Origin of the sequence: Desulfotruncus alcoholivorax DSM 16058 (genome assembly GCF_000430885.1) — a bacterium.
GTDB classification, from domain to species: domain Bacteria; phylum Bacillota; class Desulfotomaculia; order Desulfotomaculales; family Desulfallaceae; genus Desulfotruncus; species Desulfotruncus alcoholivorax.
This window is the reverse complement of the sequence record NZ_KE387266.1, coordinates 116,198-139,089: the sequence shown is the minus strand read 5'-3', so window position 1 is coordinate 139,089 and position 22,892 is coordinate 116,198. Positions and strand designations below refer to the sequence as shown.

Annotated in this window: 23 protein-coding genes; 6 read left to right on the top strand and 17 right to left on the bottom strand. The window is 47.9% G+C overall.

Going from position 1 to position 22,892, the window contains the following annotated elements; all coding sequences use genetic code 11:
• Positions 1 to 38 precede the first annotated feature (38 nt).
• The 10 genes from H569_RS0117840 to H569_RS0117795 form a co-directional block, all read right to left on the bottom strand.
• Positions 39 to 269 (bottom strand): hypothetical protein, encoded by a 231-nt coding sequence (locus H569_RS0117840; protein ID WP_027366086.1) that lies wholly within the window; start codon positions 267 to 269, stop codon positions 39 to 41.
• A gap of 59 nt (positions 270 to 328) precedes the next feature.
• The gene (sigG, locus tag H569_RS0117835) at positions 329 to 1,102 is read right to left on the bottom strand and encodes an RNA polymerase sporulation sigma factor SigG (RefSeq protein WP_027366085.1); all 774 of its coding nucleotides are present in this window, start codon (positions 1,100 to 1,102) and stop codon (positions 329 to 331) included.
• A 102-nt stretch (positions 1,103 to 1,204) separates the two neighbouring features.
• Positions 1,205 to 1,933, bottom strand: a complete 729-nt coding sequence (gene sigE, locus H569_RS0117830; protein WP_207637587.1) for an RNA polymerase sporulation sigma factor SigE — start codon at positions 1,931 to 1,933, stop codon at positions 1,205 to 1,207.
• A 158-nt stretch (positions 1,934 to 2,091) separates the two neighbouring features.
• The gene (spoIIGA, locus tag H569_RS0117825; protein ID WP_027366083.1) at positions 2,092 to 3,018 is read right to left on the bottom strand and encodes a sigma-E processing peptidase SpoIIGA; all 927 of its coding nucleotides are present in this window, start codon (positions 3,016 to 3,018) and stop codon (positions 2,092 to 2,094) included.
• A gap of 321 nt (positions 3,019 to 3,339) precedes the next feature.
• Positions 3,340 to 4,407, bottom strand: coding sequence for a cell division protein FtsZ (gene ftsZ / locus H569_RS0117820; protein WP_027366082.1), 1,068 nt, complete (start codon positions 4,405 to 4,407; stop codon positions 3,340 to 3,342).
• A 49-nt stretch (positions 4,408 to 4,456) separates the two neighbouring features.
• Positions 4,457 to 5,656 carry a cell division protein FtsA gene (gene ftsA / locus H569_RS0117815; protein ID WP_027366081.1) on the bottom strand — a complete coding sequence of 400 codons (1,200 nt, stop codon included), beginning with the start codon at positions 5,654 to 5,656 and terminating at the stop codon, positions 4,457 to 4,459.
• A 70-nt stretch (positions 5,657 to 5,726) separates the two neighbouring features.
• Positions 5,727 to 6,077, bottom strand: coding sequence for a small basic family protein (locus H569_RS0117810; protein WP_027366080.1), 351 nt, complete (start codon positions 6,075 to 6,077; stop codon positions 5,727 to 5,729).
• Positions 6,078 to 6,266: 189 nt separating this feature from the next.
• On the bottom strand, positions 6,267 to 6,941 hold the full coding sequence (locus H569_RS0117805; RefSeq protein WP_027366079.1) for a DUF881 domain-containing protein: 675 nt from the start codon (positions 6,939 to 6,941) through the stop codon (positions 6,267 to 6,269).
• Between the two features lie 14 nt (positions 6,942 to 6,955).
• On the bottom strand, positions 6,956 to 7,663 hold the full coding sequence (locus H569_RS0117800) for a DUF881 domain-containing protein (RefSeq protein ID WP_027366078.1): 708 nt from the start codon (positions 7,661 to 7,663) through the stop codon (positions 6,956 to 6,958).
• Positions 7,664 to 7,686: 23 nt separating this feature from the next.
• Entirely contained in the window at positions 7,687 to 8,415 is a 729-nt protein-coding gene (locus tag H569_RS0117795) for a cell division protein FtsQ/DivIB (RefSeq protein WP_034631289.1), read from the bottom strand.
• A 252-nt stretch (positions 8,416 to 8,667) separates the two neighbouring features.
• On the opposite strand from H569_RS0117795, the gene H569_RS20990 reads away from it, so the two are divergent.
• Entirely contained in the window at positions 8,668 to 8,859 is a 192-nt protein-coding gene (locus H569_RS20990) for a DUF3006 domain-containing protein (RefSeq protein WP_034631341.1), read from the top strand.
• Positions 8,860 to 9,031: 172 nt separating this feature from the next.
• Here H569_RS20990 and H569_RS21550 read toward each other — a convergent pair whose 3' ends face one another.
• Positions 9,032 to 10,552 (bottom strand): PAS domain S-box protein, encoded by a 1,521-nt coding sequence (locus H569_RS21550; protein WP_027366076.1) that lies wholly within the window; start codon positions 10,550 to 10,552, stop codon positions 9,032 to 9,034.
• A 167-nt stretch (positions 10,553 to 10,719) separates the two neighbouring features.
• On the opposite strand from H569_RS21550, the gene H569_RS0117780 reads away from it, so the two are divergent.
• The 3 genes from H569_RS0117780 to H569_RS20980 all read left to right on the top strand — a co-directional run bounded on the left by H569_RS0117780 (position 10,720) and on the right by H569_RS20980 (position 15,430).
• Positions 10,720 to 11,874 carry an exonuclease SbcCD subunit D gene (locus H569_RS0117780; protein ID WP_027366075.1) on the top strand — a complete coding sequence of 385 codons (1,155 nt, stop codon included), beginning with the start codon at positions 10,720 to 10,722 and terminating at the stop codon, positions 11,872 to 11,874.
• Positions 11,871 to 14,930, top strand: coding sequence for an AAA family ATPase (locus H569_RS0117775; RefSeq protein WP_027366074.1), 3,060 nt, complete (start codon positions 11,871 to 11,873; stop codon positions 14,928 to 14,930). The genes H569_RS0117780 and H569_RS0117775 overlap by 4 nt, the downstream gene beginning before the upstream one ends.
• Positions 14,931 to 15,196: 266 nt before the next feature.
• A complete protein-coding gene (locus H569_RS20980; RefSeq protein WP_034631287.1) occupies positions 15,197 to 15,430 on the top strand; it encodes a hypothetical protein in 234 nt (77 codons plus the stop codon).
• A gap of 194 nt (positions 15,431 to 15,624) precedes the next feature.
• Here the strand turns inward: H569_RS20980 and H569_RS0117765 are convergent, their stop codons facing one another.
• The 3 genes from H569_RS0117765 to H569_RS0117755 are packed head-to-tail and all read right to left on the bottom strand — an operon-like array spanning position 15,625 to position 17,503.
• Positions 15,625 to 16,365, bottom strand: a complete 741-nt coding sequence (locus H569_RS0117765) for an ABC transporter ATP-binding protein (RefSeq protein ID WP_238492596.1) — start codon at positions 16,363 to 16,365, stop codon at positions 15,625 to 15,627.
• A complete protein-coding gene (locus H569_RS0117760) occupies positions 16,349 to 16,717 on the bottom strand; it encodes a GntR family transcriptional regulator (protein ID WP_027366072.1) in 369 nt (122 codons plus the stop codon). Before H569_RS0117760 ends, H569_RS0117765 begins: the two co-directional genes overlap by 17 nt.
• A 3-nt stretch (positions 16,718 to 16,720) precedes the next feature.
• Positions 16,721 to 17,503 (bottom strand): hypothetical protein, encoded by a 783-nt coding sequence (locus H569_RS0117755; RefSeq protein WP_027366071.1) that lies wholly within the window; start codon positions 17,501 to 17,503, stop codon positions 16,721 to 16,723.
• Positions 17,504 to 17,827: 324 nt separating this feature from the next.
• On the opposite strand from H569_RS0117755, the gene H569_RS0117750 reads away from it, so the two are divergent.
• Both H569_RS0117750 and H569_RS23430 read left to right on the top strand, forming a co-directional pair.
• The gene (locus H569_RS0117750) at positions 17,828 to 18,958 is read left to right on the top strand and encodes a YeiH family protein (RefSeq protein WP_027366070.1); all 1,131 of its coding nucleotides are present in this window, start codon (positions 17,828 to 17,830) and stop codon (positions 18,956 to 18,958) included.
• Positions 18,959 to 19,017: 59 nt separating this feature from the next.
• Positions 19,018 to 19,152 carry a hypothetical protein gene (locus H569_RS23430; RefSeq protein WP_257720128.1) on the top strand — a complete coding sequence of 45 codons (135 nt, stop codon included), beginning with the start codon at positions 19,018 to 19,020 and terminating at the stop codon, positions 19,150 to 19,152.
• Here H569_RS23430 and H569_RS0117740 read toward each other — a convergent pair.
• The 3 genes from H569_RS0117740 to H569_RS20975 are packed head-to-tail and all read right to left on the bottom strand — an operon-like array spanning position 19,149 to position 22,807.
• Positions 19,149 to 20,576 (bottom strand): transcriptional regulator, encoded by a 1,428-nt coding sequence (locus H569_RS0117740; RefSeq protein ID WP_027366069.1) that lies wholly within the window; start codon positions 20,574 to 20,576, stop codon positions 19,149 to 19,151. The genes H569_RS23430 and H569_RS0117740 overlap by 4 nt on opposite strands.
• Positions 20,577 to 20,585: 9 nt before the next feature.
• Positions 20,586 to 21,200 (bottom strand): response regulator transcription factor, encoded by a 615-nt coding sequence (locus H569_RS0117735; protein ID WP_027366068.1) that lies wholly within the window; start codon positions 21,198 to 21,200, stop codon positions 20,586 to 20,588.
• A gap of 5 nt (positions 21,201 to 21,205) precedes the next feature.
• On the bottom strand, positions 21,206 to 22,807 hold the full coding sequence (locus H569_RS20975) for a sensor histidine kinase (RefSeq protein ID WP_081411103.1): 1,602 nt from the start codon (positions 22,805 to 22,807) through the stop codon (positions 21,206 to 21,208).
• Between the last annotated feature and the right edge of the window lie 85 nt (positions 22,808 to 22,892).

Here is a 22,892-nt window from a genome sequence, read left to right as displayed (position 1 = left end):
TATGAGGGCATTTGAAGAAACTGAACAGGAAAATATTATTAATATGGTTGGTTTGGTTTGCCGGGGTAATCATTTTCATAGTAAAGGTTATGCTGGTTGTATGCGTGTATTGCTTCTTCTCCGGGAGCGGCAACACCGGTCTTCATAAAGAACATTGCCAGCAGCAATATGGATAAGCCAAATCCAACGGCAATTATTTTTGCAGGTATGTCCTCCCACCTCCGTATCACTAAATTAAGGCAGTTGTTACAGGTGTGTCCCCGTTTCAATTAGGGGCATACCTTCGACCCCATAGATCTGACCCCAAAGAGAAGGTGTGTCCCCTTTCCTATATATGCTTGCGCATATGGCTCAGCGCCGCTTTTTCCAGCCGCGAAACCTGGGCCTGAGATATCCCGATTTCATCTGCCACTTCCATTTGAGTTTTTCCTTCAAAAAAACGCAGAGTTAGAATTAACTTTTCCCTGTCACTTAATTTGCGCAGGGCGTCCCTAATGGCAATGCCCTCCAACCAGTTCAGGTCCTGATGCTTTTCGTCACTGATTTGATCCATTACAAATATCGGGTCGCCCCCGTCATGGTAAATAGGCTCGAATAAAGAAATAGGCTCTTGTATGGCATCAAGGGCAAAAACGATATCCTCCCGGGGCATCTTCAACTCACTGGCGATTTCATTGATCGACGGCTCCCGTGAATGTTTGTTGACCAGAGCATCCCGCACTTGCAGTGCTTTATAAGCAACATCCCTGAGGGAGCGGCTGACCCTGATAGGATTGTTATCCCTTAAATAACGCCTAATTTCTCCGATAATCATTGGAACAGCATAAGTGGAAAATTTAACGTTCTGGGAAAGGTCAAAATTATCTATGGCCTTCATTAGACCAATGCAACCGACTTGAAAAAGGTCATCAACGTATTCTCCGCGGTTGGTGAAACGTTGAATCACGCTTAAGACCAGTCGAAGATTTCCGTTTATTAGCTGGTTTCTGGCGGAACCGTCTCCGTTCTGCATAGCCTCAAAAAGTTCCCTCATCCTGGCGCTTTTGAGTACCGGGAGCTTTGATGTGTTAACACCGCAAATTTCCACCTTGTTAACCAGCATAAATCATCTCCCACCTTTTCCCGCGAATTTTGCTAAGTTCAATTTCATTATTACCTCGGGGTTGGTGATTTATACATCACTTGTTGATACGAGAAGACTGATTTATTCCATGCGGTTGATTTCCTTTTTCAGCCGTTTGATGATTCTTTTTTCCAACCGGGAAATGTATGACTGCGAAATTCCAAGCATATCGGCGACTTCTTTTTGTGTTTTCTCCTTTCCGCTGTTTAACCCAAAACGTAATTCCATTATCCTTCTCTCCCTGCCGGTTAGTTTCTGAAGGGCCAGATGGAGCAGTTTCCGATCCACTTCCTCCTCAATTAACTTGTAGATAATATCGTTTTCCGTCCCCAGCACGTCGGAGAGCAGCAGTTCATTTCCGTCCCAATCAATATTGAGGGGTTCGTCAAAAGATACTTCTGTCCTGGTTTTATTGTTCCGGCGGAGGTACATCAATATTTCATTTTCAATGCACCGGGACGCGTAAGTTGCCAGTTTAATTTTCTTAGCAGGATCAAAAGTATTTACGGCTTTAATCAGCCCGATGCTTCCGATTGATACCAGGTCTTCAATGCCAACCCCGGTGTTCTCAAATTTCCGCGCTATATAAACAACTAAACGCAAATTCCGCTCTATCAGCACGCTACGCACTGCGCCGTCGCCCGATTCCAGTTTATTAATCAGGTAGCACTCTTCATCATTAGTCAACGGGGGCGGAAGGGCTTCGCTGCTGCCCACGTAATATACGCCGGATTTTATACCCAGTCTGGTCATTAGTTTAACCAGGTTCAGTCGCAGGATCAGTTTTATCTTCCAGAACCGCCTCAACATTTTCCCTCCTTCATACAATATTTCATGCACTATGATTATGGTGGAATGTATTTAAAAGGTTATTCGGGTATTCATAATTCAGTAGTCAGAATTCAGAATACTACGAGACGATAAACCGTTCTCTTATGCTGACTCCTGGTAGTTACTTTAAATGCTTATCAGCCGGCCAACCTCGTTTCCAGAAAATCAGGTGGCAACAAAGCCCGGCAGGGCGTATCCCCCTGTAACCGGTCCGGGCAGAGAGCAATGATCACCTCATTAGTCCTAATAACGCAACCTCCCTGCCTTACCAGAACTTCATCGGGCCTGAACCCGATTAACCAACCGTTGTCGCGGCCCACCGAGCAAAAAGGTATTAAACGAAAATTTCCTTCCCGGATGCCCTCGCCCATTTCAGACAGCAGCGTGCCGCCGTCTTTCCAACCTTGCTTTTGCACAGCACTGCTAACTTGCTCCGGCAGAATATCTTTTACCGCATCAAATTCAGCTATAATCACCGGGTTTCCGGACAAGGGATCAGTAAGACTGTTACCTGTGTCCACCATTGCGGCGAGGCATACTTTTTTTCCTCTCAAATTTATATCCAAATCCGCCCTGAGCAGAGGCAGCATTAACCTTTTCCGCAGCGCTGCCGGCACAATTTTACCCCCAAGCCAAAATATCGCCAGCGCTATTAATATTCCGTACCACAGGTAAGTGTCCACCGCCTGCATAATCCCGGCCATCGTTTCACCCGGCACACTCCGGTACATAAAATTAATAATCCCCATTACCGTACCGCCCAGGGCAAAAGTGCACAGGTAAAAATAAGCAATTAACATCAAAGCCTTTTTAGGCTGCTGCGGTATAAAAGCAGCGGCCACCATCAGCATGGACACCAGCAATTTATAACCAGGAGCGGTAAATGCCTGCAGCGCGGGAATAAAGATTACCAGCGAGTATATTGACCCCAGGGCAGCCGCTATAGCCAGGCGCCAGCGGCGGTAAGCTATTCTGCCCAGCCTGGCTGCCAGCCAGAGAATCATTAAATTCATCACCAGGCTGCCCGCAATCACTTGGTCCACATACACAACATAAGACGGCATTAATCTATCTCCCTGCTACCCAGAAAATAATGTAGTTCGAGGGCCGGTGGTCCACGCTGCGTTCAGAACTTTCGTGCCGACAGCACCAGCGGCTATAAATTGGGGACATTCCTCCGACCCCAAAGCCATGACCTCAAAAGAGGAGGTGCGTCCCTTTTCCTCTAATGACAAAGTATCCCTGCTACATTCATATGGCTCGTATCTTGTATTTATGACAGCGTCATAAAAATAAAAAGCCCCGGCTTTATTATACATGCCGTGGCTGGTAAAATTTGTTAACAATTGTCTTTAATTTAAAATAGTTTTAATTATTCTTCGACATTATTTCCGGCGCAAAAATGCGGGAATGTCCAGATCGTCGTGCCCGCCGCCCGAAATCGGTTTTAGCTCAATGCCTTCGCCGGCCCTCTTAGTTTTTTGAACACCGGCAAACTGCTTTTTATCAAACCCGGTTGCTATTACCGTTACCCTGACTTCATCCTCCATACGCTCATCAATAACGGCCCCAAAAATTATATTTGCTTCATTATCAGCAGCTTGGGAAATAATCTCCGCTGCTTCGTTCACTTCAAATAAGCCTAAAGATGTGCCGCCCGTTATGTTAAGTAAAACGCCCCGCGCACCCTCAATGGTAGTTTCCAGCAACGGGCTGGAAATAGCTGCCTTGGCTGCTTCGACAGAGCGGTTATCACCACTGGCACTTCCTATGCCCATTAATGCCGATCCGGTATCTTTCATAATCGTTTTGACGTCAGCGAAATCAAGGTTGATCAGACCAGGAACCGCTATTAAATCGGATATGCCCTGAACGCCTTGACGCAATACGTCGTCGGCAATACGAAATGCCTCGACAATAGAGGTGTTTTTTTCCACCACCTGCAGCAGCCGGTCATTGGGTATGGTAATTAGGGTATCAACTTTACTTTTTAAATTATCAATTCCAACCTCTGCCTGGTTCTGGCGCTTTTTGCCTTCAAAGGTGAACGGCTTGGTCACCACCCCAACCGTCAGAGCACCGAGTTCTTTAGCCACTTCAGCCACCACCGGCGCTGCTCCGGTACCGGTACCGCCGCCCATGCCGGCCGTTACAAAGACCATGTCGGCGCCCTTGAGTGCCTGTTCAATGTCCTCTCTGCTTTCTTCTGCCGCTTTCTGGCCTATATCGGGATTGGCACCTGCGCCCAAACCCTTGGTCAGCTTGGTGCCAATCTGTATTTTAGTACCTGCCAGCGCCATCTGAAGCGCCTGGGCGTCGGTGTTAACCGCAATAAACTCCACGCCCTTCAACCCGGCGTTAATCATGCGATTAACTGCATTATTGCCACCTCCGCCAACCCCAATTACTTTAATGTGTGCGTATTGATCAAGGTCAATATCAAAATCCAGCATCAAAAATCCTCCTTCTAGGGGGTCAGAATTTTATAACAAAAGTGAAAGTTTAACGCCATTTGGTCAACCGATTAAAAATACCTCCCCCCGTTCTGCGCCTTATCCTGCTATAAGTTTTGATCTGACGGGAACCCCAGAGTCCAAGACCAATTGCTCCGGCATACCTGTATGCTTCATCCTCTGTAATACCGGGTGGCGTCATCCGGGGAGTTCCTACCCGAACAGGCATTTCGAAAAAGGATTCACCAAGTTCCGCAATGCCATCAATTAATGAGCAACCTCCCATCAAAACAATCCCCCCGGGTAAAGAAGCGTTTAATTTCAAATTTTCAATAAAGTTGTCATTAACAAAACTAAATATTTCTTCAATCCTGGATCTAATGATTCTATTAATTAGATCCCCCGGAACGCTGTGTTCACCCTGCCCGGAAATATTGGCCAGTTCAATGTGGCCTTCAATGTCCTTAAGGCCATTAAACATCAAAGTTGCACGGGCAACATCAAGAGATGTGTGCAACCCTACCGCCAGGTCGGAGACGACATGGTCACCGCCTACCGGGAAAATACCGAGGTTTTTCATTATTCCGTGATTGAAATATACTGCATTGGTCAAACCAGAACCTATATTTACAAGGATAACACCCAGTTCCCGTTCCGCCGCGTCCAACACTGTTTCCGCGGCCGCCAAAGGTCCGGCCACAAATTGCTGAACCTTAAGGCCTGAACATTCAAGGCAACGCCTCAATGCCTCCATGGGCGCTGCCGGTGCAGTAACGACGAGGGCCTTCATTTCCAACTTTCTGCCTTTGCAATTTTCCGGACGTAAAACTGGCTCATTGTCTATGTAATAACGTATCCCAATCGTTTGCACAATTGAATGGTCATCATTCCGGATACTCTTATAAAGCTTTTGCAAGGTTTCATCCAACTCACGCAAACTTAGACCATGCTTGCCGATATCATGCCTGATAACTGCCTTGTGAACAGCCATGCCGGGCATATCATAGCTTACAAAAATCTTTTTTATTTCCACGCCGGCGGCAAATTCCGCATCTGCCACCGCTCTCCGAATGGAACTCACTAATTCATGGGGCCTGGTAACAGATCCGTTTTCTATCCCAATGGAAGGGCTGAAACCAACCCCGGTCAATTCCTGTCTGGCCCCGAAACCGGTATTGATAACGGCCACAGCTATTCCCGAAGTTCCAATTTCCATGCCCACCACGACGTTTGTCTCCGTCCCGGCCAAGCAGGTTTCCCCCCAACCAAGCTTTACTTAAAATGTAAAATTCAACATCCAATAATAATTCCCTTTTTTATTACCTAAATTTCTTTTTTAATAAATAACGGCGGATGAACGCCAGATTTTGAAATAAACGGACACCAAAAGCAACAACGGCAGCCAGGTATAGGTCAATACCAAGGCGGTCACCGATATAAGTAAGGCCGGCCGCCAATAAGGCATTGCTAAAAAAGCCGGACACAAAAATGCCCTGATCGAACTTATCCTCCATGGCCGCCCTGATTCCGCCAAAAACCGAGTCCAGCGCCGCCAGGGCGGCAACCGACATATACTTGGCATAATCCTGGGGCAAAACAACCGGAATATTAAAACCAATCAGTACCCCCAGCCCAAGTCCCAGCACAGCCAATAATACACCCACCCACATATATGTCCCCCGCTTCCCGCTTTAATTATTTGTTACTATTCAGGTAGTCAGAATTACTAATTAGAATTTCAGTAGTCAGTAGTCAGAATTCAGAAGGATTTCTTGCCTTCCTTCATGGTTTTAAACCCTTTAATCGCACCCCGTATTATTCTGACTCCTGACTTCTGACTCCTGAGTAGTTACATATTTTTACCTGGCCGCGTAGGCCGGTATGGTTAAATCATCATGTTTTTCCACGGTCACCTGAAAACCTATATCACGATAATATTCGACCAGTCCTCCAGGGAGTTCCAGCGCATTCGCCATTGAATCAGGACTGCCGATAGCCAATACCTGGTAAGGCGGTACCACTCTGGTAGTGTTGATATTGATAAAAGGAGCAGCCAACCTTATTTCTGTCGTGGCAATGATGCGCTGGCCGTTGATGGAAATTGCCTCTGCCCCTGACCCCCAAAGCTCGTTGACTAAACCAAGCAGGTCCTGGTCCTGAATAAAAGAAAGCTCCGGCGAAGTTGTTTTGCCTCCATTTTCCGGGTTATCCAGTACCACTTCGATCCCTGGTCCGGTCACAGTTACCAGCCCGGCAAGCATCCTAACCTTTCCCAGCTCACTGTTAAGCGCGTTTAGTGCTTCAGTTCTACCCTTGTTTAACTGGTTTAACTTATATGTTAAGTCGTTAATTTCTTTTGTGAGATTATCTCTTTCATGATTTACCTGTTTAAGCTCAGTCATCATTTCTTTGGCCCTGTCCGTAGGAATACCACCAGGTGCCCGGTTGGCCGCTCGGAACTGAACTGCCAGCATTAATCCCATAAACGCTGTAACCAGCATGATTGAAAGGTACGCTGTATTTTTCTTGGGCATTTTTTTAGCTCCCTTTATTTTGATGGCTTGGCATAATCAAATACCAGCCCCCCGGAGTAAGGCGGCATGACAACTTTATCCACTTTTTTAACATCAACCTGGATTCCCCAAATTTGAAGGGACTCAACAACCCCGCCTTTCATTTTCAACGCGTTAGCCAGCGTCTCGGGGTTGCCCAAAGCGTAGATCACAAACGGCGGGCTTAACCTCTGGTTCTTATTAACCAGAATGGTTGGGCCGATACAGCGAACTTCTGAAGTGGAGATAAGTCTTTGGTCATTAATTGATATTGCCTTTGCCCCGGCTGCTTTCAACTCATTTAAGATACTCAAAACATCACCGTCGTGCAACACGTAAAAATTTGGGTTCTCACCGGGCTGAAGCACGTTGTTGCTGTCGTTTAACGTGACTTCAACCCCGGAACCCCGCAGTTCCGTCAGACCGGCCTCCTTACGGGCGCGGTCAAGTTCTTCCTTTACCCTGGCCAGTTCCGGCCCGCCGGCAGCCTGGTCCAGTTGCCCCCGCAGGCTGTCCACTTTTTTTTGCTGTTCATCCCTGGACTCCTTGGCTTTATCAAGTTCCTGAGCCAGCGCGATGGGCCTGTCAATGGAGGGAGACTCATTTTGGGCGATATTCGAAGTCATTCTGAACTGAACTGCCAGTATAAAACCCATAATCAATCCAATAAGCACCAATATCAAATAAAAAGATTTATTTTTCATACCTCATCCCCCGCACCCGCACGTCAATTCCGGTATTTAACCACCGGAGAGTTGGCAATAGAAAAATCAACATATTCAATTTTCTTACCTTTTTCTTTTAATTCCTGCAAAACCTGCCAAATGTAATTCCCTTTTTTACCGGCATCTTCCGCAAAACCCAATCTGCATTCTGTCCCCTCAATGGTATATAAGGTAACCCTTTCATCACCACTGACGTTAACTTCCGACAGGTTTTGCCGCAGTTCCACCGGCAGCTGTCCCACCACTTTTAATGCCTTCTCAAATTCCGTCCCCTTCACCGGCTTTCCGGGGCCAAAGGCTTGCAACCGGCCGCCGGTGATAACCGGCAACCCCGTAGTTCCGGCCTTACCCCGGCGCAAATAAACACCCTCGGCGTCAACCTCAACGAAGCGCCCGTCCCAAAGGACCAAAGCTATGGGTGCGCGTTCACTTATTTCGATAACAACTGTGTGAGGGAACTTTCTTGTTGCTTTAACATCTTTAACCATTGGAATTGCCTTTATTTTGCTGACAGCAGTGTTTATATCAGCCTTAAATATATTCATTCCCGTTACAATACCGGATACTTTGATAACATCCCCCGCGGGAAGGCTGTTATTACCCGTCACATAAATATTACTTATAGTAAATATGGGCGATTGGAGTAAAACATATGCTGCTAAAAGAACAATAAATATAAAAAAAAAGCTCTGCCAGAATATAAATTTTTTGGTGTTTTTTGTATAAGGCATACTCTTACCATTCCTCGCGCACAAATACAATCATAATTATTCGCCGCATCTTCACCTGTACCTTTTTTGCAATTAAAAATCAGGAAATCGTGAGCTAAAAACGGTAACACAAATTAATTCGCTATACGGGCTGACAGGGTCGTCCGCCCACTTGGACAAAGAAAGGGGACATACCTCCTTCGGAGAAATGTCCCCAACGTATGAATGTCCTCAACTTAATGAATAATATAAACCGGGGGTGAAGATATAGTGATGATAATTCAACAATTTGAAGACAACTGGGCGGTTGTGGAATATAACAATGTCACTTTTAACCTGCCAAAGGAATTACTACCGGAAGAAGCCGTAGTGGGTGATGCAATAAATGTATCAGTAACCTTGAATACAGATACCATAACTGAATATGATGAAGATATCGACTTATTATCAAATCAACATAAATAGCAACTATCCAACACCTGTACCTACTTAGTAGTCAGAAGTCAGGAGTCAGAATGAGAGAACGGGACACGGGGCATTCCGGCTGCTGAATTCCGGCTCCTGAATATTGAAGAGTAACCATAAATAAACATCCCATAATGACTCCATATATGTGTAAGGCTCCGCCATACGATGTTCAACAGGGGAGAAAAATCCGAAACAAAGTCCCCACGCCTTCCCTGCTTATTACTTCAATACGGCCCTTATGGGCAGCTACAATTGCATAAGAGATGCTAAGCCCCAGTCCCGTTCCCGTTGCCTTGGTTGAGAAGAAAGGAACTCCTAGGTTTTCCATTTGGTCAGAGGGGATGCCACAGCCGGTATCCTTAATATTGATAAAAACTTCGTTATTCTTCGGCAGGTATCCTACCTCAACGTCAATCACACCCCCGCCGGGCATTGCTTCTATCGCGTTATAGCATAAATTCAGCAAGACCTGTTTGATCTGATTCCGGTCGATCATGCATTGTGGCAAATCCTGATCGGGTTTATAGTTAACAGATATATTACTTAAAAAAGCCTGGGGCGATACAATGGCCAGGGTCTCCTCCACCAAATCTCCGACACATTCCCTGGCCAACACGGAAGGTTTGGGTCGAGCCAGCTGTAAAAAATCAGAAAGGACTTTATTGGCCCGGTCAACCTCCTCAATTATTATCCCGGCATACTGTGCAAGAACCTGATTGTCATTACATTTTTGGGCCAGCAGTTGAGCGAACCCCCTAACCGCGGTGAGGGGATTTTTTATTTCATGGGCCATGCCGGCAGCCATTTGGCCGATAATTGAAAGCTTTTCTCTTTCCCGCAACACATTTTGGGTTTCCTTCAGTTCCTTAATAGTGTTTTGCAGTACAGCTTCGGCTTGTTTGCGCACGGTTATGTCTTCGGCCAAAACCATACCGCCGGTAATATTACCATCTACGACTATCGATGATGTATTTAATTTGATAATCCTGGTGCTCCCGTCTTTATGATAGATCGGGGTTTCGTAACTCCCCGGTTCTCCCTTGTCCAACCTGGAGCGTATACCCTGCCATACCATTTCTTTATATTCATCAGGCACAAACTCCAGCAGACTTCTACCGATCATTTTTTCCGGGCTGTAACCGGTTATTTCGTTGGATTTCTTATTGATAAAAGTAATTCTGGCATTATTATCATAGGTATAAAAAAGCTCGTTCATGTTTTCTATTAATAAATTAAGATAATTAACCCGTTCTTTCAGATTTCTTTCGCTATTAATCAACGCCCATTGAGTTCTCCGCTTTTTGGTGATATCGCGGACAATACCCCTAAATCCTGTTACCGACCCATCACAGGCCATAATCGGCGCAACAGAAGTGGCAACTATTCTTTCCGAGCCATCTTTTCTGTATATGGTGTAATCAAAAATAGCCGGCTTGCAGGTCTGCAAAACCATATAAAAAGTTTGGCTGATTCTTTTGGCGTTTGTTTCATCCATGAACCTTTTATAGTTTAAACCCAGCAATTCCTCACGGGGATAGTTTAAAATTCTACATAAAGCCAGGTTGGAAAAAATTATATTACCTTGCAGGTCAGATTCGAAAAAACCATCCTCAATGCTGTCCAATATACTGATACAATGCCTGTGGCTAAAATTAATGGAGCTGACTTTTTGATCCGCTTTCCCCGCCATCAACCAATCTCCCCTTAAATAAGGTAAATATTTAACATATTATCGACATTTTCCTCTATATTTTGTTTATTTTTTTAAAATTTAGCCCGGCCTCTTGGCAGGCAGGAAATTAAGTGTTGCGAAGCCAAATAGTCTTCAATACTTATTTTGGAAAAGGTGAGTAGAAAATGAGGTTTTTACATACTTCAGACTGGCATCTTGGGCGCATTTTTCACGGTGTGCACCTGACCGGAGACCAGGCCCACATTCTGGATGGATTTGTAGATTTAGTCGGCTGGTCCAAACCCGATGCTGTCCTTATCGCCGGGGATATCTATGACCGGGCGGTCCCTCCCGTTGAAGCGGTCCAATTATTGGATGAAACTATCACCAGGATCCTGCTGGACCACCGGGTTCCGGTTATCATGATTGCCGGAAACCATGACAGCGCGGAAAGACTCGGTTTCGGCACCAGGCTGCTGGCCCGCCAGGGGCTGCACCTGGTGGTCCGGCCGGGCCAAAACCTGGCGCCGGTGGTGATACACGACGAGCACGGCCCGGTTTATTTCTGCCCGTTTCCTTACGCCGAACCACCCCTGGTACAGCTAACCTTTGAAGATCCCGAAATCCGGGACCACAACCAGGCACTTACCCGGCTGGCCCAACACTATTCGCTGCAATTACCGCCCGGGCAGCGGGCGGTGGCCGTAGCCCATGCCTTTGTTGCAGGAGGACGGGAGAGTGATTCGGAGCGCCCTCTCTCCCTGGGTGGAACCGGCTGGGTGGATACTTGCTGTTTTCAGCCATTTAATTATACCGCCCTGGGACACCTGCACCAGTGTCAAAGCTTTGGTGAAACCAGTATCTGTTACGCCGGCTCTTTGATGAAATATTCTTTTTCCGAGGCGAGCCATAAAAAATCTGTAAACCTGGTGGAGATGGACCAAACCGGAAAAGTAGCTCTGGAAAGGATCTCCCTTACACTTCAAAAAGACGTGCGTTGCATTGAGGGTTTTTTAGCCGAGCTATTGAAAGGACCTCAACCAGGAGAAAACAGGAACGACTACCTGATGGTTACCCTGAAGGATTCCGGCGCCATTCTGGACGCCATCGGAAAACTACGGGAAGTATATCCCAACGTGCTCCACATTGAGCGGCCCCATTTGGCTGTTAACGGGGAATTGCGGGGTCCCGGCGGGGATCACCGCCGCACCGGCGTAATGGAACTTTTTGATTCATTTTTCCAGCAGACCGTCGGTGAACCGCTGCCCGAGGACCTGGCCGGAGCGTTCTCGGAAACAGTTGAAAAGCTGTACCTCAGGGACCGGGAGGTGCCGGCATGAAACCGTTAAAATTAGCGATGACCGCCTTCGGACCATACGCGGGCACCCAGGTCATTGACTTTTCCGAACTGGGCAATCGCTCGTTCTTTCTCATCCACGGCCCCACAGGTTCGGGCAAAACCACAATTTTAGACGCTATGTGTTATGCCCTCTACGGAGATACCAGCGGCGCGCTGCGGGACGGCAAACAAATGCGCAGCGATCACGCCGGCCCGGCAACAGAGACGGAGGTGGTTTTTGATTTTGCCGTTGGCAGCCGGCATTATTGCATCCGCCGCCACCCGGAGCAGGAACGGCTGAAAAAACGCGGTGAGGGAACCACCACCATGCCCGCGGGCGCAGAATTATGGAGTTCCGGCGAATTACCGGAGGGAAAAATCTCTTTAATTGCCAGCGGTGCCGGAAAGGTTACCGAAGCTGTGGAAAGGCTGCTGGGCTTTAAAAGCGATCAGTTCCGGCAGGTGGTCATGCTGCCGCAGGGTGAATTTCGCAAGCTTTTAATGGCGGATTCAAAAGAGCGCCAGGTAATTCTGGAGGCTTTATTCAGGACGGAGTTTTACCGGCAGGTTGAGGAATTTTTAAAAAACGAAGCCAAACAACTGAAAAATGATTACGACCGGTTAACGGATCAAAAAAACTGGGTATTGCACCAGGCTGGAGTTCAATCACCGCAAGAGCTGCTGGAATTACATCAAAGTCATTTAAAAGCTCTGGAGGAAGCCTCAAAGCACCTTGTTGCAAGCAAAGCCGCCGCGGCCAGGGCCCAGGAGCAGCTGTCTGCCGGCATGCAGGCCAGGGATAAGCTTAATGAAAAAAAAGCAGCACACCGGGCCTTTGCCGCTATTGATGCAGGCAGGGAAAATATTGAGGCTGCCAAAAAAGATCTGGCAGCAGCCCGGCGGGCTCTGACTCTGGTGGAAGCAGAAAATTCATTTAAAATCAGGCGCAGGGAAGCGGTAGAAGCGGAAAAAGCATACCAACAAAAACTTGCGGACAGAAAGCAAGCACTCCTGGTCATGGAAAAAGCCAGGGAAAAAGCGACAGCCGAAAGGGAAAAGGAACCGGAAAGGGAAGCCGCCCGGCGGGAGGCCAACCGCCTGGAAGATTTAAAACAGAAGGTCATCGCCATGCAGGAGGCAAAGAAAGCTGAAACTGAAGCACAAACAAACCTGAAAGCGGCAGAAAAACACCTGAATCAAAACAAAGAAGAATTAGCCTGGTTAAAAACTGATATTGAAACAAAAACCAAAGAAAGGGACGCAGCGCAAAACCTGGCGGCCAGGGCGGAAATCTTGGAAGCTGCTTACAAAGACGCCGGAAGAACGTTAAGGCAAAAACAGGCCCTGGAAGCACTGCGCGGCGAATTAGCCCGGCTGCAAAAGAAATATGACAAAACCCACAGCACTTATCAGCAAGCCGAAAACAATTATCACCAGACGAAAGAAGAGTTGACCTCGCTGCAGGAAGCATGGAACAAGGGGCAGGCCGCCATACTGGCCGGCGGGCTGGTCAGGGGAAATCCCTGCCCTGTATGCGGCTCAACGGAACACCCTGCCCCGGCCCGAAGTGACACCCCGCTTCCTTCAGAAAAAGACTTAAAAATTTACCGGCAAAACCTGAGCAACCTCGAAGCAGCCAGAGATAAACTGAGGGAACAGCTAAGTGCCCTGGAAGCCCAAAAAAGAGAGGCTGCCGGCCGGGCGGGCGACCTGCAAAAAGAATTGGGCGATAAAGCCTGGAGTACTTTAGCAGCAATCCAAAAACAAGCTGTGGAAACAAAAAACATGTGGGAAAGCGCTTTAAAAGCAACGGAGACTCTGGCAAGAATCAACAAGGAACTTGCTGATTTGGAGCTCAGGCAAAAATCTTTGACAGAGAAACAGGAAGAACTGCAGCGTGAACAGCAGCAATCTTCCCTGGCACTGGAATCAGCCCGGACCAGGGTGCTGGAACGCGAAGCAGAGATTCCGGAAAAATTACGCAACCCGCCGGATTTACTGGCGGCACAGGAGGCGGCCAATAAGCGCCTGGAGCAATTGATGCTGGCTTACGAAACCAGCCGTAAAAACGCAGAGGAAGCCGGCAAAGCGCTGGCCCAGGCCGAAACGGCGGAGCAGGCCGCGCTGGAAGCGTTTACCGCGGCCAGGGCACGGGCCCGGGATGAATACACTTTGTTTATCAGCCGAATGCAGGAAGCCGGGTTTGAAACAACTGACCAGTACATAAAAGCCAGAAAAACGCCCGGGCAAATCCAATTGCTGGAGCAGCAAATAACGGAATTCGGTGAAAAGCTGCGCGCCGCCAAAGACCGCCTGGAACGTGCGGCACAAGCCGCAGAGGGTCTGGAAGAGCCTGAGCTGGACAAGCTGTCGGCAGCGTTATCCGAGGCAGAGAATGCCCGGGAACTGGCGGTTAAAGAATATTCCGGACTGCAGGCACAAACCGGGCAAGAAGTTGAATGGCTGAAAACAGTTGGCGATTTAGCAGAAGCAATAGCCAATTTGGAAAAACGGTACTTCGTAATGGGTCGCCTGGCTGATGTAGCCGGCGGCAAAAATAATTACGGTATAACTTTTCAGCGTTTTGTACTTGGAGCACTGCTGGATGATGTGACTGTGGCGGCAACGGAGCGGCTTAAACTGATGAGCCGGGGCCGCTACCACCTGCACCGCACCTTGGACCGGGTCCGCAGGAACGCCGCCGGCGGGCTGGAGCTTGAGGTTTTCGACGCTTATACCGGCGTAGCCCGCAGCGTGGCAACCCTGTCGGGAGGGGAAACCTTTCTGGCCTCCCTTTCTCTGGCCCTGGGTCTGGCAGACGTAGTGCAATCATATGCCGGAGGCATCCATTTGGATACGATTTTCGTAGATGAGGGGTTCGGCACTCTGGACACCGAAGCATTAGATCTGGCCTTGCGGGCTCTGGTTGACTTGCAAAAGGGCGGCCGCCTGGTGGGAATAATTTCGCACGTGCCTGAACTAAAAGAGCGAATAGACGCCAGGCTTGAAGTTAAGCCCTCGGAAAAGGGCAGCGTGGCGAAATTCGTAGTGGTTTAGGCGCCAAAGAATACATTGACTTGGTCATTGTTTAGTAGTAACATAAGATATATAAAATGAGATATAATGATAATATAATTATTGTTATATGTGTTGTTTCTATTTTTACGGTTAACCTATAAATATACAATTAAGATACTAAGGGAGGCTTCATTTTTATGGAAGAACAAAAAACATTAGTACAGGTATTCGGCATTGACGCGCCAATACCGACAGGTGGCTGAGGCTGCGGCAGTGGCTCCACTGGATGTGGGCCTGCGAAAACTATGAAGGAAGAAGCGGCTGAATTAGGAGATAAGCTAAAATTTGCTTTAGGCGACCGGGTAGAAACCAGTTTTATTGATGTCAGCACCAGTGAAATAAAAAATTACCCTGAAATTGAAAAGATTTTGCCTAAGGTCAGGCTGCCCCTGACCGTCATCAACGGCCAGCCCCGGTTCCATGGCGGCCTGGGAGTGGATATGATTGTTGATGCCATTAAGGAATTAAACACCAAATAAAACTAATTTACCATTTTTGTAAAGAACAGGCCAGTCTCAAGGTGGAATCCACTCAAGGTTGGCCTGTTTTATCATTATATTATCCGGCCATGCCTGGCCAGGCTTGCCGGTTTCATGAAAGAGTTCATCAAGCTGCTTAAAAAAATAGAAGACATAAAGTTGGGGACATAGGAGGTATGTCCCCTTTTTAAATGCTACGCCAGGGTTTGTTTCATCCACTCCACCAGGCTCATGTTAAGCTCGCCGCGGATATTATCAATTTCTTCTACTTTAAGCACCTGCCCGTCCCTGATAGCCACCACCAAATCCAACACCGGCTCAATTTCCGCAACTTCGTGGGTGGTCATGATTACCGTCTGAGTTTCCAGGTCAATAAAAGAAATCATACCTTTGATAATAGATTCCCGGACAATGGGATCAAGTCCGGACAATGGTTCGTCCATCAGTATCAGCGCAGCGCGGCGGGAAAGGGCCAGCACAATTTTCAACCGGCCGCGGTTCCCCTTGGACAGGTTTTTTACCCGGTCACCGGGGTTTAGCTGCATAAAAGCCAGCATCTCGTGCGCCTTTTCCTGGTTAAAGTCTTCGTAGAGACCCTGGTGCAGCCTAATTGTTTCTTCAATGGTAAAGCTGGAGTAAAGGGCGTCCAACTCCGAAAGGTAAGCCACTTCACCGCCGATTCGCCTTGTAGCAGGCTTGCCGTTAATCGCAACAGTTCCCCCGCTGGCCCTGAGTAACCCGGCCATTAGCTTAAGCACGGTGGATTTCCCGCTGCCATTGGGGCCGATTAAACCTATCACCTTCCCCCGGGGCAGCGTAAAAGTGGCGTCACGCAATGCAACCTTCCCCGGGTATCGTTTTGTTACATGGTCAAACCGCACAATATCTGTAGCCAATGCCAGGTCCTCCTTTATAGCCTCATTTATCTTCAGCAAGATGTTCCTCCACACCTTCCATAATTTCTTCTGAAGAAAAACCCATCTCTTTCATATCCAATACAAAAGCCGTTATTTGGTTATCTTTAAGCTGTTCACGCAACTCATCAAGTCGTGCCGCATCTTCCGTTACAAACGTTCCCAAGCCTCTGCGAGACTCCACCACCGCTAATCGTTCCAATTCAGCATAGGCCCGCTGCACCGTATTGGGATTAACACTGTTCCGAACGGCAAAATCCCGGACCGAGGGGAGTTTTTCTCCGGCTCTTAAAACGCCGCCTACAATTTGTCTGCAAACCCGCTGTACCAACTGGTGATAAATCGGTTGTGTAGAATTGAATTCTTCTCCCATAGGCTACACCTCAACTTTGTGATCCAGCAGCCAACCCGAGATGAAAAGCAACGCTGCCATGATTATGGCGTAAAATAATATTTCACCGGTGTAAAGAGAATGGAAATGCAGGTTTCTAAGTTCAACAATAGGTGTCTGCGGCAGGTAGACGGCCCCCCAGCGCACCAGGCGGTCGTACACAACAGTTCCCTGGAAAAATCCCATACCCCAGGTTGGGATTAAGAAAATCGCCAGGCCGACGAAAAAGCGTCCTTTGCTGAGAATGCTTTTGGATGCTGCCATGCCTACCGAAATCATCATCGACCATAATCCGGTATAGATACTGCCTAAAACAATCAGCACGGCTATATACCATCCATAGTAATTAATCGTAGCCCACGCCAGGTCTATGTTTTGAAAACCAGGTCGCGCAAAGTTGTTTAACTCAATCCAGGTTATCCAAAGGGTGAAACAGCAGGTTACCCCAAAGAGAGCCAACAAATTGATAAACCCGCCAGCCAGTTTAGCTGAAAGCAGCATCCAGCCCGGCTGTGGTGTATTGAGCCACGAATGAGAAGTGTGCTCCCATTCTTCTCTTAGACTTTTAAACATATAAGCCGCAAGGTAAAACACATAAAACGCAACCACCATAACCGCCAATACCACAATAAGTCCGGGACGGTCATTGTTCCGGTAGGCAAAATACACTCCCAGCAAACCGGCTATAACCAGAAAGAGCAATTTCCATAATAAGCTGCTTCTGGTCAATAGAAATTCCTTTTTCAGTAAAGTCAACCAAGCCTTCATACCTGAACCTCCGTTCAAAATGTGTTATTGTACCAGTGTACTAACAATATAATACACACATACACGTTGTCAATACCCTCGATAAAAAAGTAACGCACTGACCAATGTCAGAGCTCACCCGGCCGAGCACAAACTCTCCGCCAGGGCACTGGTTCAGCGAATATTACATTTATTATGCATGCGGGTGGCAAGTGGGGATGGTTTCAATCATTTTGAGGTCAGACTTAAACTATCTATACTTGTAACAATCTTGCTACCTTGTTCAAAAGTTATTATACTTAATTCAAATCTAACCCCATAAAAATAAATTTTGGGGGATTTTCTATGCTGGTGCAAACGCTTTACCTATTATCCAGGCTTTTACCAGGTATCGCCCTGATGCTGGCGGTAGCCGTGTTGGCCAGAGGCGGTGCAGACTTGGGTTTCCCGCAGTGGCCGGGATTGGAAACGCTTTTCGCCTCAAGGCCGCTGACCAGTAAAATCTTAATTGATGTACTGCACCTGAATTATATTCTCATTTCTATCTTAACCGGCATGCTGCTGAGAAATGTGGTCGGCCTGCCGGGGATGCTTATGCCGGGCGTAAGGACTTCCCGGCTGTTTATCAAAATAGGTGTGATTCTGCTGGGTTCATTGTACAGCATCGCTGACCTGGCCAACCTGGGCTTAAAAGCCTTTTTAATTATCTTTGTGTTTATTTCCTTTACCCTGTTATTTACCCTGTACCTGGGGAAAAAGGCGGGCATGTCCCCCGCCGCCGCTTCACTGCTGGCCGCCGGCGCAGCCGTTTGCGGGGTCTCGGCTATTGTGGCCACCGCCCCCGCCGTCCGGGCCAAAATATCCGACGTGGCTTATTCCATAGCCACCATCCTTACCGTGGGGCTGATCTTTTTGTTAATCTTCCCCACCGCCGGCACGATGCTGGGGCTGAGTCCCCACCAGTTCGGGGTCTGGGCCGGCACGGGGATAGTCAATTCCGGCCAGGTGCTGGCGGCTGCTCTGGCCTTCGACCACGGCACCGCCCAGCGAGTTTCTGAAAGTTTAAAAACAGGGGAAATTTTCAACTTAACCAGGATCATATTTCTCCCTTTTGTGGTGCTGGCCCTGGCAGTATATAACAGCCGCCGGTCGGAAGAGGAAGAAGACGAGTACGCCATTCAAACAGGCTTTTGGGATAAATTCCCTTTGTTCGTGATCGGTTTTATCGTAGTGGTTCTGCTGACCTCATTCGGCCTGCTGGGGGAAACCTCCCCGCCTTCGCCCGAACTGGTGTTTATACGCAACCTTTACAACTGGTTTTTTGCCATCGGCCTTTCAGGCCTGGGTATGCAGATATCCTTCAATGAACTGCGTAAAGCGGGCGGCAAACCACTCCTGGTTGGGACAATCGCCGCCGTGGTCAAGGCGGTAGGCGCGCTGCTGGTGGTGCTGCTGTTCATCCAACACCGGCCGTAATAGCACCGGCGCGCCACCAGCTAAAAAATGAAATTTGGTTGTTTTTAGGAGGAATTGTGTTGCCGGACAATCATGGCCAGGAAAATCATGACCAGGACAATTTAAACCTGCTTTTTAATTCCGACCGGCTGGAGGATTACGCCGCCCTGGCCGTATCGGCCCTGATTTTAATGCTGGTGCTGCTGTTTTATTAACCGGATTTGCTGCTGTCTTTTAAAAACACCACCGTACCGGCATAAAACCCGCCGGCGTCATACAGGGGCGCCAGTTCGCAGTAAATATCACCGAAGGACAAGTTTTCTCTGGTTACTGAACCGGACCCGATACTGTTTTCAATCAGGCCGGCCAGTTCGGTGCTCACATGGTCAATATTTAAATCCGGTTTCACGTTGCCCAAGTAATAGCTGGCCATCATGTTGCAGGTAACCACCTTGCCGTCCTTATCCACGAAAACCACCCCGTCCGGAGATAACTCAATTATTTTGTCCAGCGCCCGGCCGCACAGTTTTTCCTTCTCATGGCTCAGACTGACCACCACCAGCGCCCCCAGCAGCTTGCCGTTTTTTACAATGGGTGCGGATATAATCTCCAGCAGGTTATTTGCTTTTTTTAACGTCAGCCTGCTTTCAAAGCTATCCAGAGGCCCGGTTATTTCCTTAAGGGATGTTTTTTTTAAAACAATTTCCTTTTCGGCAAATATCTCGTGAATAACATTGTTGGCAAATACCACCCGGTTAAACTTATTGGCAATAATTATTCCTTCTTTTAAATGGTTGAAAATATTGAAGTCAATGTTTTCGAAATAGGATTGGATATTGTTGGCGTTGAGCAGTTCTACGATAAACTGGTAAATTAAGAAATAAAGCATAAACAGCAAAAACATAATGGTGATGATTCTGTAAGCATCAAAATTGCTTTGCCTGTCAAAAAAGTAAACATCCAGGGAGGAGTTTTCCAGGTCCGCCCTACTTACGGCATAACGTTCATTTTGAAATTTGAGTGTTTCAACGCCGGTGCTAAAATTGGCCAGGGCTGCCTGGTCAAAGGGCCAAACCAGCGGCAGCCCCTCCTGGTTCATGATGCCCGCCTTTACCTGGCTGGTATTATACTTGAGTATAAACTGATTTACAAAATCATTGACATTGTAGGTCAGCACCAGAAAAAGCTTGCCCGCCTGCCCTGAGACAACTGCGGCAACCCCCACCTGGTCCAGGCGGCCGTTTTTTTCGACACCGAATATATAGGGGATACCCTGTGCGCTCCCGGCCAGCGCGCCCCGGTGGACACCCGGTTCATTTCCTTTAAAAGAGCTGATTATCTTCCCCGTCTGGTCCAGCAGGTATACTCCTGTAATCCTTTCATCCCTGCCGGCAACCGACCGCAGCGACTGGATGGCCGGCCCGTTTTCATCCTCAACGAAATTAGCCGCGTCTTCAGTAAGTAATTGCAGGTCGCGCATGTAGGAATAAACTTCGCTTAACACGATCTGCCTGATGTTATCCCGGTTTTCACTGACTACCCGGTTAATATAGCGAAATTCCAGTACGAAAAATAAAATTATCAGCGTTAAAAAAAAGATTATGGCAAAGTAAACCAGAATCTTTTTTTTGCTTTTCAACCTGTCCACCTACTGAATCAACCCCTTTTTAACTGCTGAGGCCAGGGCTTCCTCAATGGTATCCACGCCCATTTTAGTGCAAATTCCCTTAATCCTTCTTCTTAAAGTCGAGATACTGATAAACAGGGCTGCGGCAACATTTTTCTGGTTTTCGCCGCTGGCAATCCTGCGCAGTATCTGTATTTCAAACTCCGACAGCCCCGTTTCCGAAAGGCCCATCAAGGCCTGCATGTTCAGCCCGGGGTAAAGGTAACGCCCGTCCCTCAGGGTGATGTGGATGGCCGACTTGATCTCGTCAAAGGAAGCATACTTGGGGATAAACCCCTGCACGCCGTGCTCCAGGGCTTTTTTAATGAATAGGGCGTCATCATAGGTGGTCAGCGCTATAAATTTCACCTGCGGAGTTTTCATTCTGATTTCCTGGCACAGTTCCAGGCCGTCCCCGTCGGGCAGTTTGATATCCAGCAGGATAACATCCGTATCATCCCGCAGGTTAGCCCTGGCCTGGGCACAGGTGCCCGCCTCAGCCACCACCGTCATGCCTTCTTCCATTTCAATCAACCTTTTCAGACCCTCGCGCACTATGTTGTGGTCTTCCACCAGCATTATTTTAATCATACCCATGTTTATTACCCTTTCGAATGAGCGGGAACAGTCAAGATCAAGGAAAAACCGGTTTCATCACTGACGTATACCAGGTCGCCGCCGATTAAATTGGCCCTTTCCTTCATGCCCCACAAACCTTTGCCCGCCACGAAATTTTCCGGCGGTTTGCCGTTGTCCATAATTTCTATCTTTAGGATATCATTTTCAACTTTAAAGTAAATGTCTACTTCCGTAGCGCTGCTGTGCTTAACCACATTGCTCAGCGCCTCCTGGATTATCCTGTAAATGATAATCTCCGCGGTTTTGCTCACATTGAAGGTCCGCTCCTTGTAAAACATGTACACCCTGATACCCTGCATCTGCTCAAAATTGGACGCATAAGACTCCAGGGCCGGGATCAACCCCACCTTGTCAATTAAGTACGGGTGGATGTCATTCATGATACTGCGCATATCCATAGCTGCATTCTGGCAGTGTTCCCTTAACCTGGCCAGGTCGGCATAAACATCTTCAGGAATTTGCTTGTGGGCCCGCAGTATATAGTCCAGCGAGTGGATGATGGGGGACATGCCCCTGCCGATCCAGTCATGTATTTCGATGGATATTTTTTTGCGCTCGGCTTCAATGGTGTCAAACAAATACCTTTTATTTTTGTGCATCTCCACGGGATGGGCCAGCATGGCCGCCCCGGTAAGCCTGTTAAAATTCAGCAGGGGGTAGTAATCAATGTTGATAAATGTTTTTTCTTCCGCTTCATTTAAAACAACCTGGTTATTTAATATTTTTTTATGGTTCAACAGCACATTAAATAGCGGCTGAGTCAGTCCCTGGATCTTGGGATACATCACATGCAGGTCATTAAGGGATTTGGACTGAATTTCTTGGCCGGGAATATGCAGTAGCTCCGTCCAGGCCTGGTTTACCCGGGTGATATTTCCCCTGGGATCGATCACCATCACGGCGTCCCTGGTATTATCAAGTAATTTTTGGGCGTGGTTATACCTTACCAGCGCGGGATAAATCAGGTTCCGGGCGCCCAGCGCCGCAATAACCAGGGCGAGCAAAACTAAAATGGCCGATAAAAAACCCGTTTTATCCAGCAATTGTACTTCGCCGGCGGCCGCCTTTTTAACGGTGTCCTGGCGTTCGGTCAGCAGTCGCCGGGATGCATCCAGCAGCTGCGCAGCCAGCAGGTCGTACTGCTCCCGGTACAGGACCTGGAAATCCTCCCGGTCGCCCGACTGAATCAGCGGGGCCACTTCCCCGCGCATGTACGCAACGTATTCCTGGGTTAAAAGAACCAGCTTTTTCAGATCCGCTTTTCTTGTACCTTCACAGGCCCGGTTATAAAGGTCCATCTCCTTTTTAATTAACGTGGTGCCCAATTCGTTGAACTTGTCCAAAAAACGCCGGTCATTGTACGAAATATAGGCCTGGGCATAATATACCAGCAGCCCCATATCCGGTGACAGGGCATAATTTTCCGCCAGCTGTTCAAAATCACCGGACAATGCTTCAATTCTTATCGTCGCTACCCGGGTGCTGTACAGGTGCAGTGCGGGCACCATTAATAGCAGTACCAGGGTGGCGTAAAACCAGTTTCGCACGCTTTTGCCTGTGGCCATTTTTTCACCCCGCTACATATTACCCTATTATACGCATATTTCCCTTGTGAATCGTAATTATCTAAAAATTGAACCAAAATGTTCA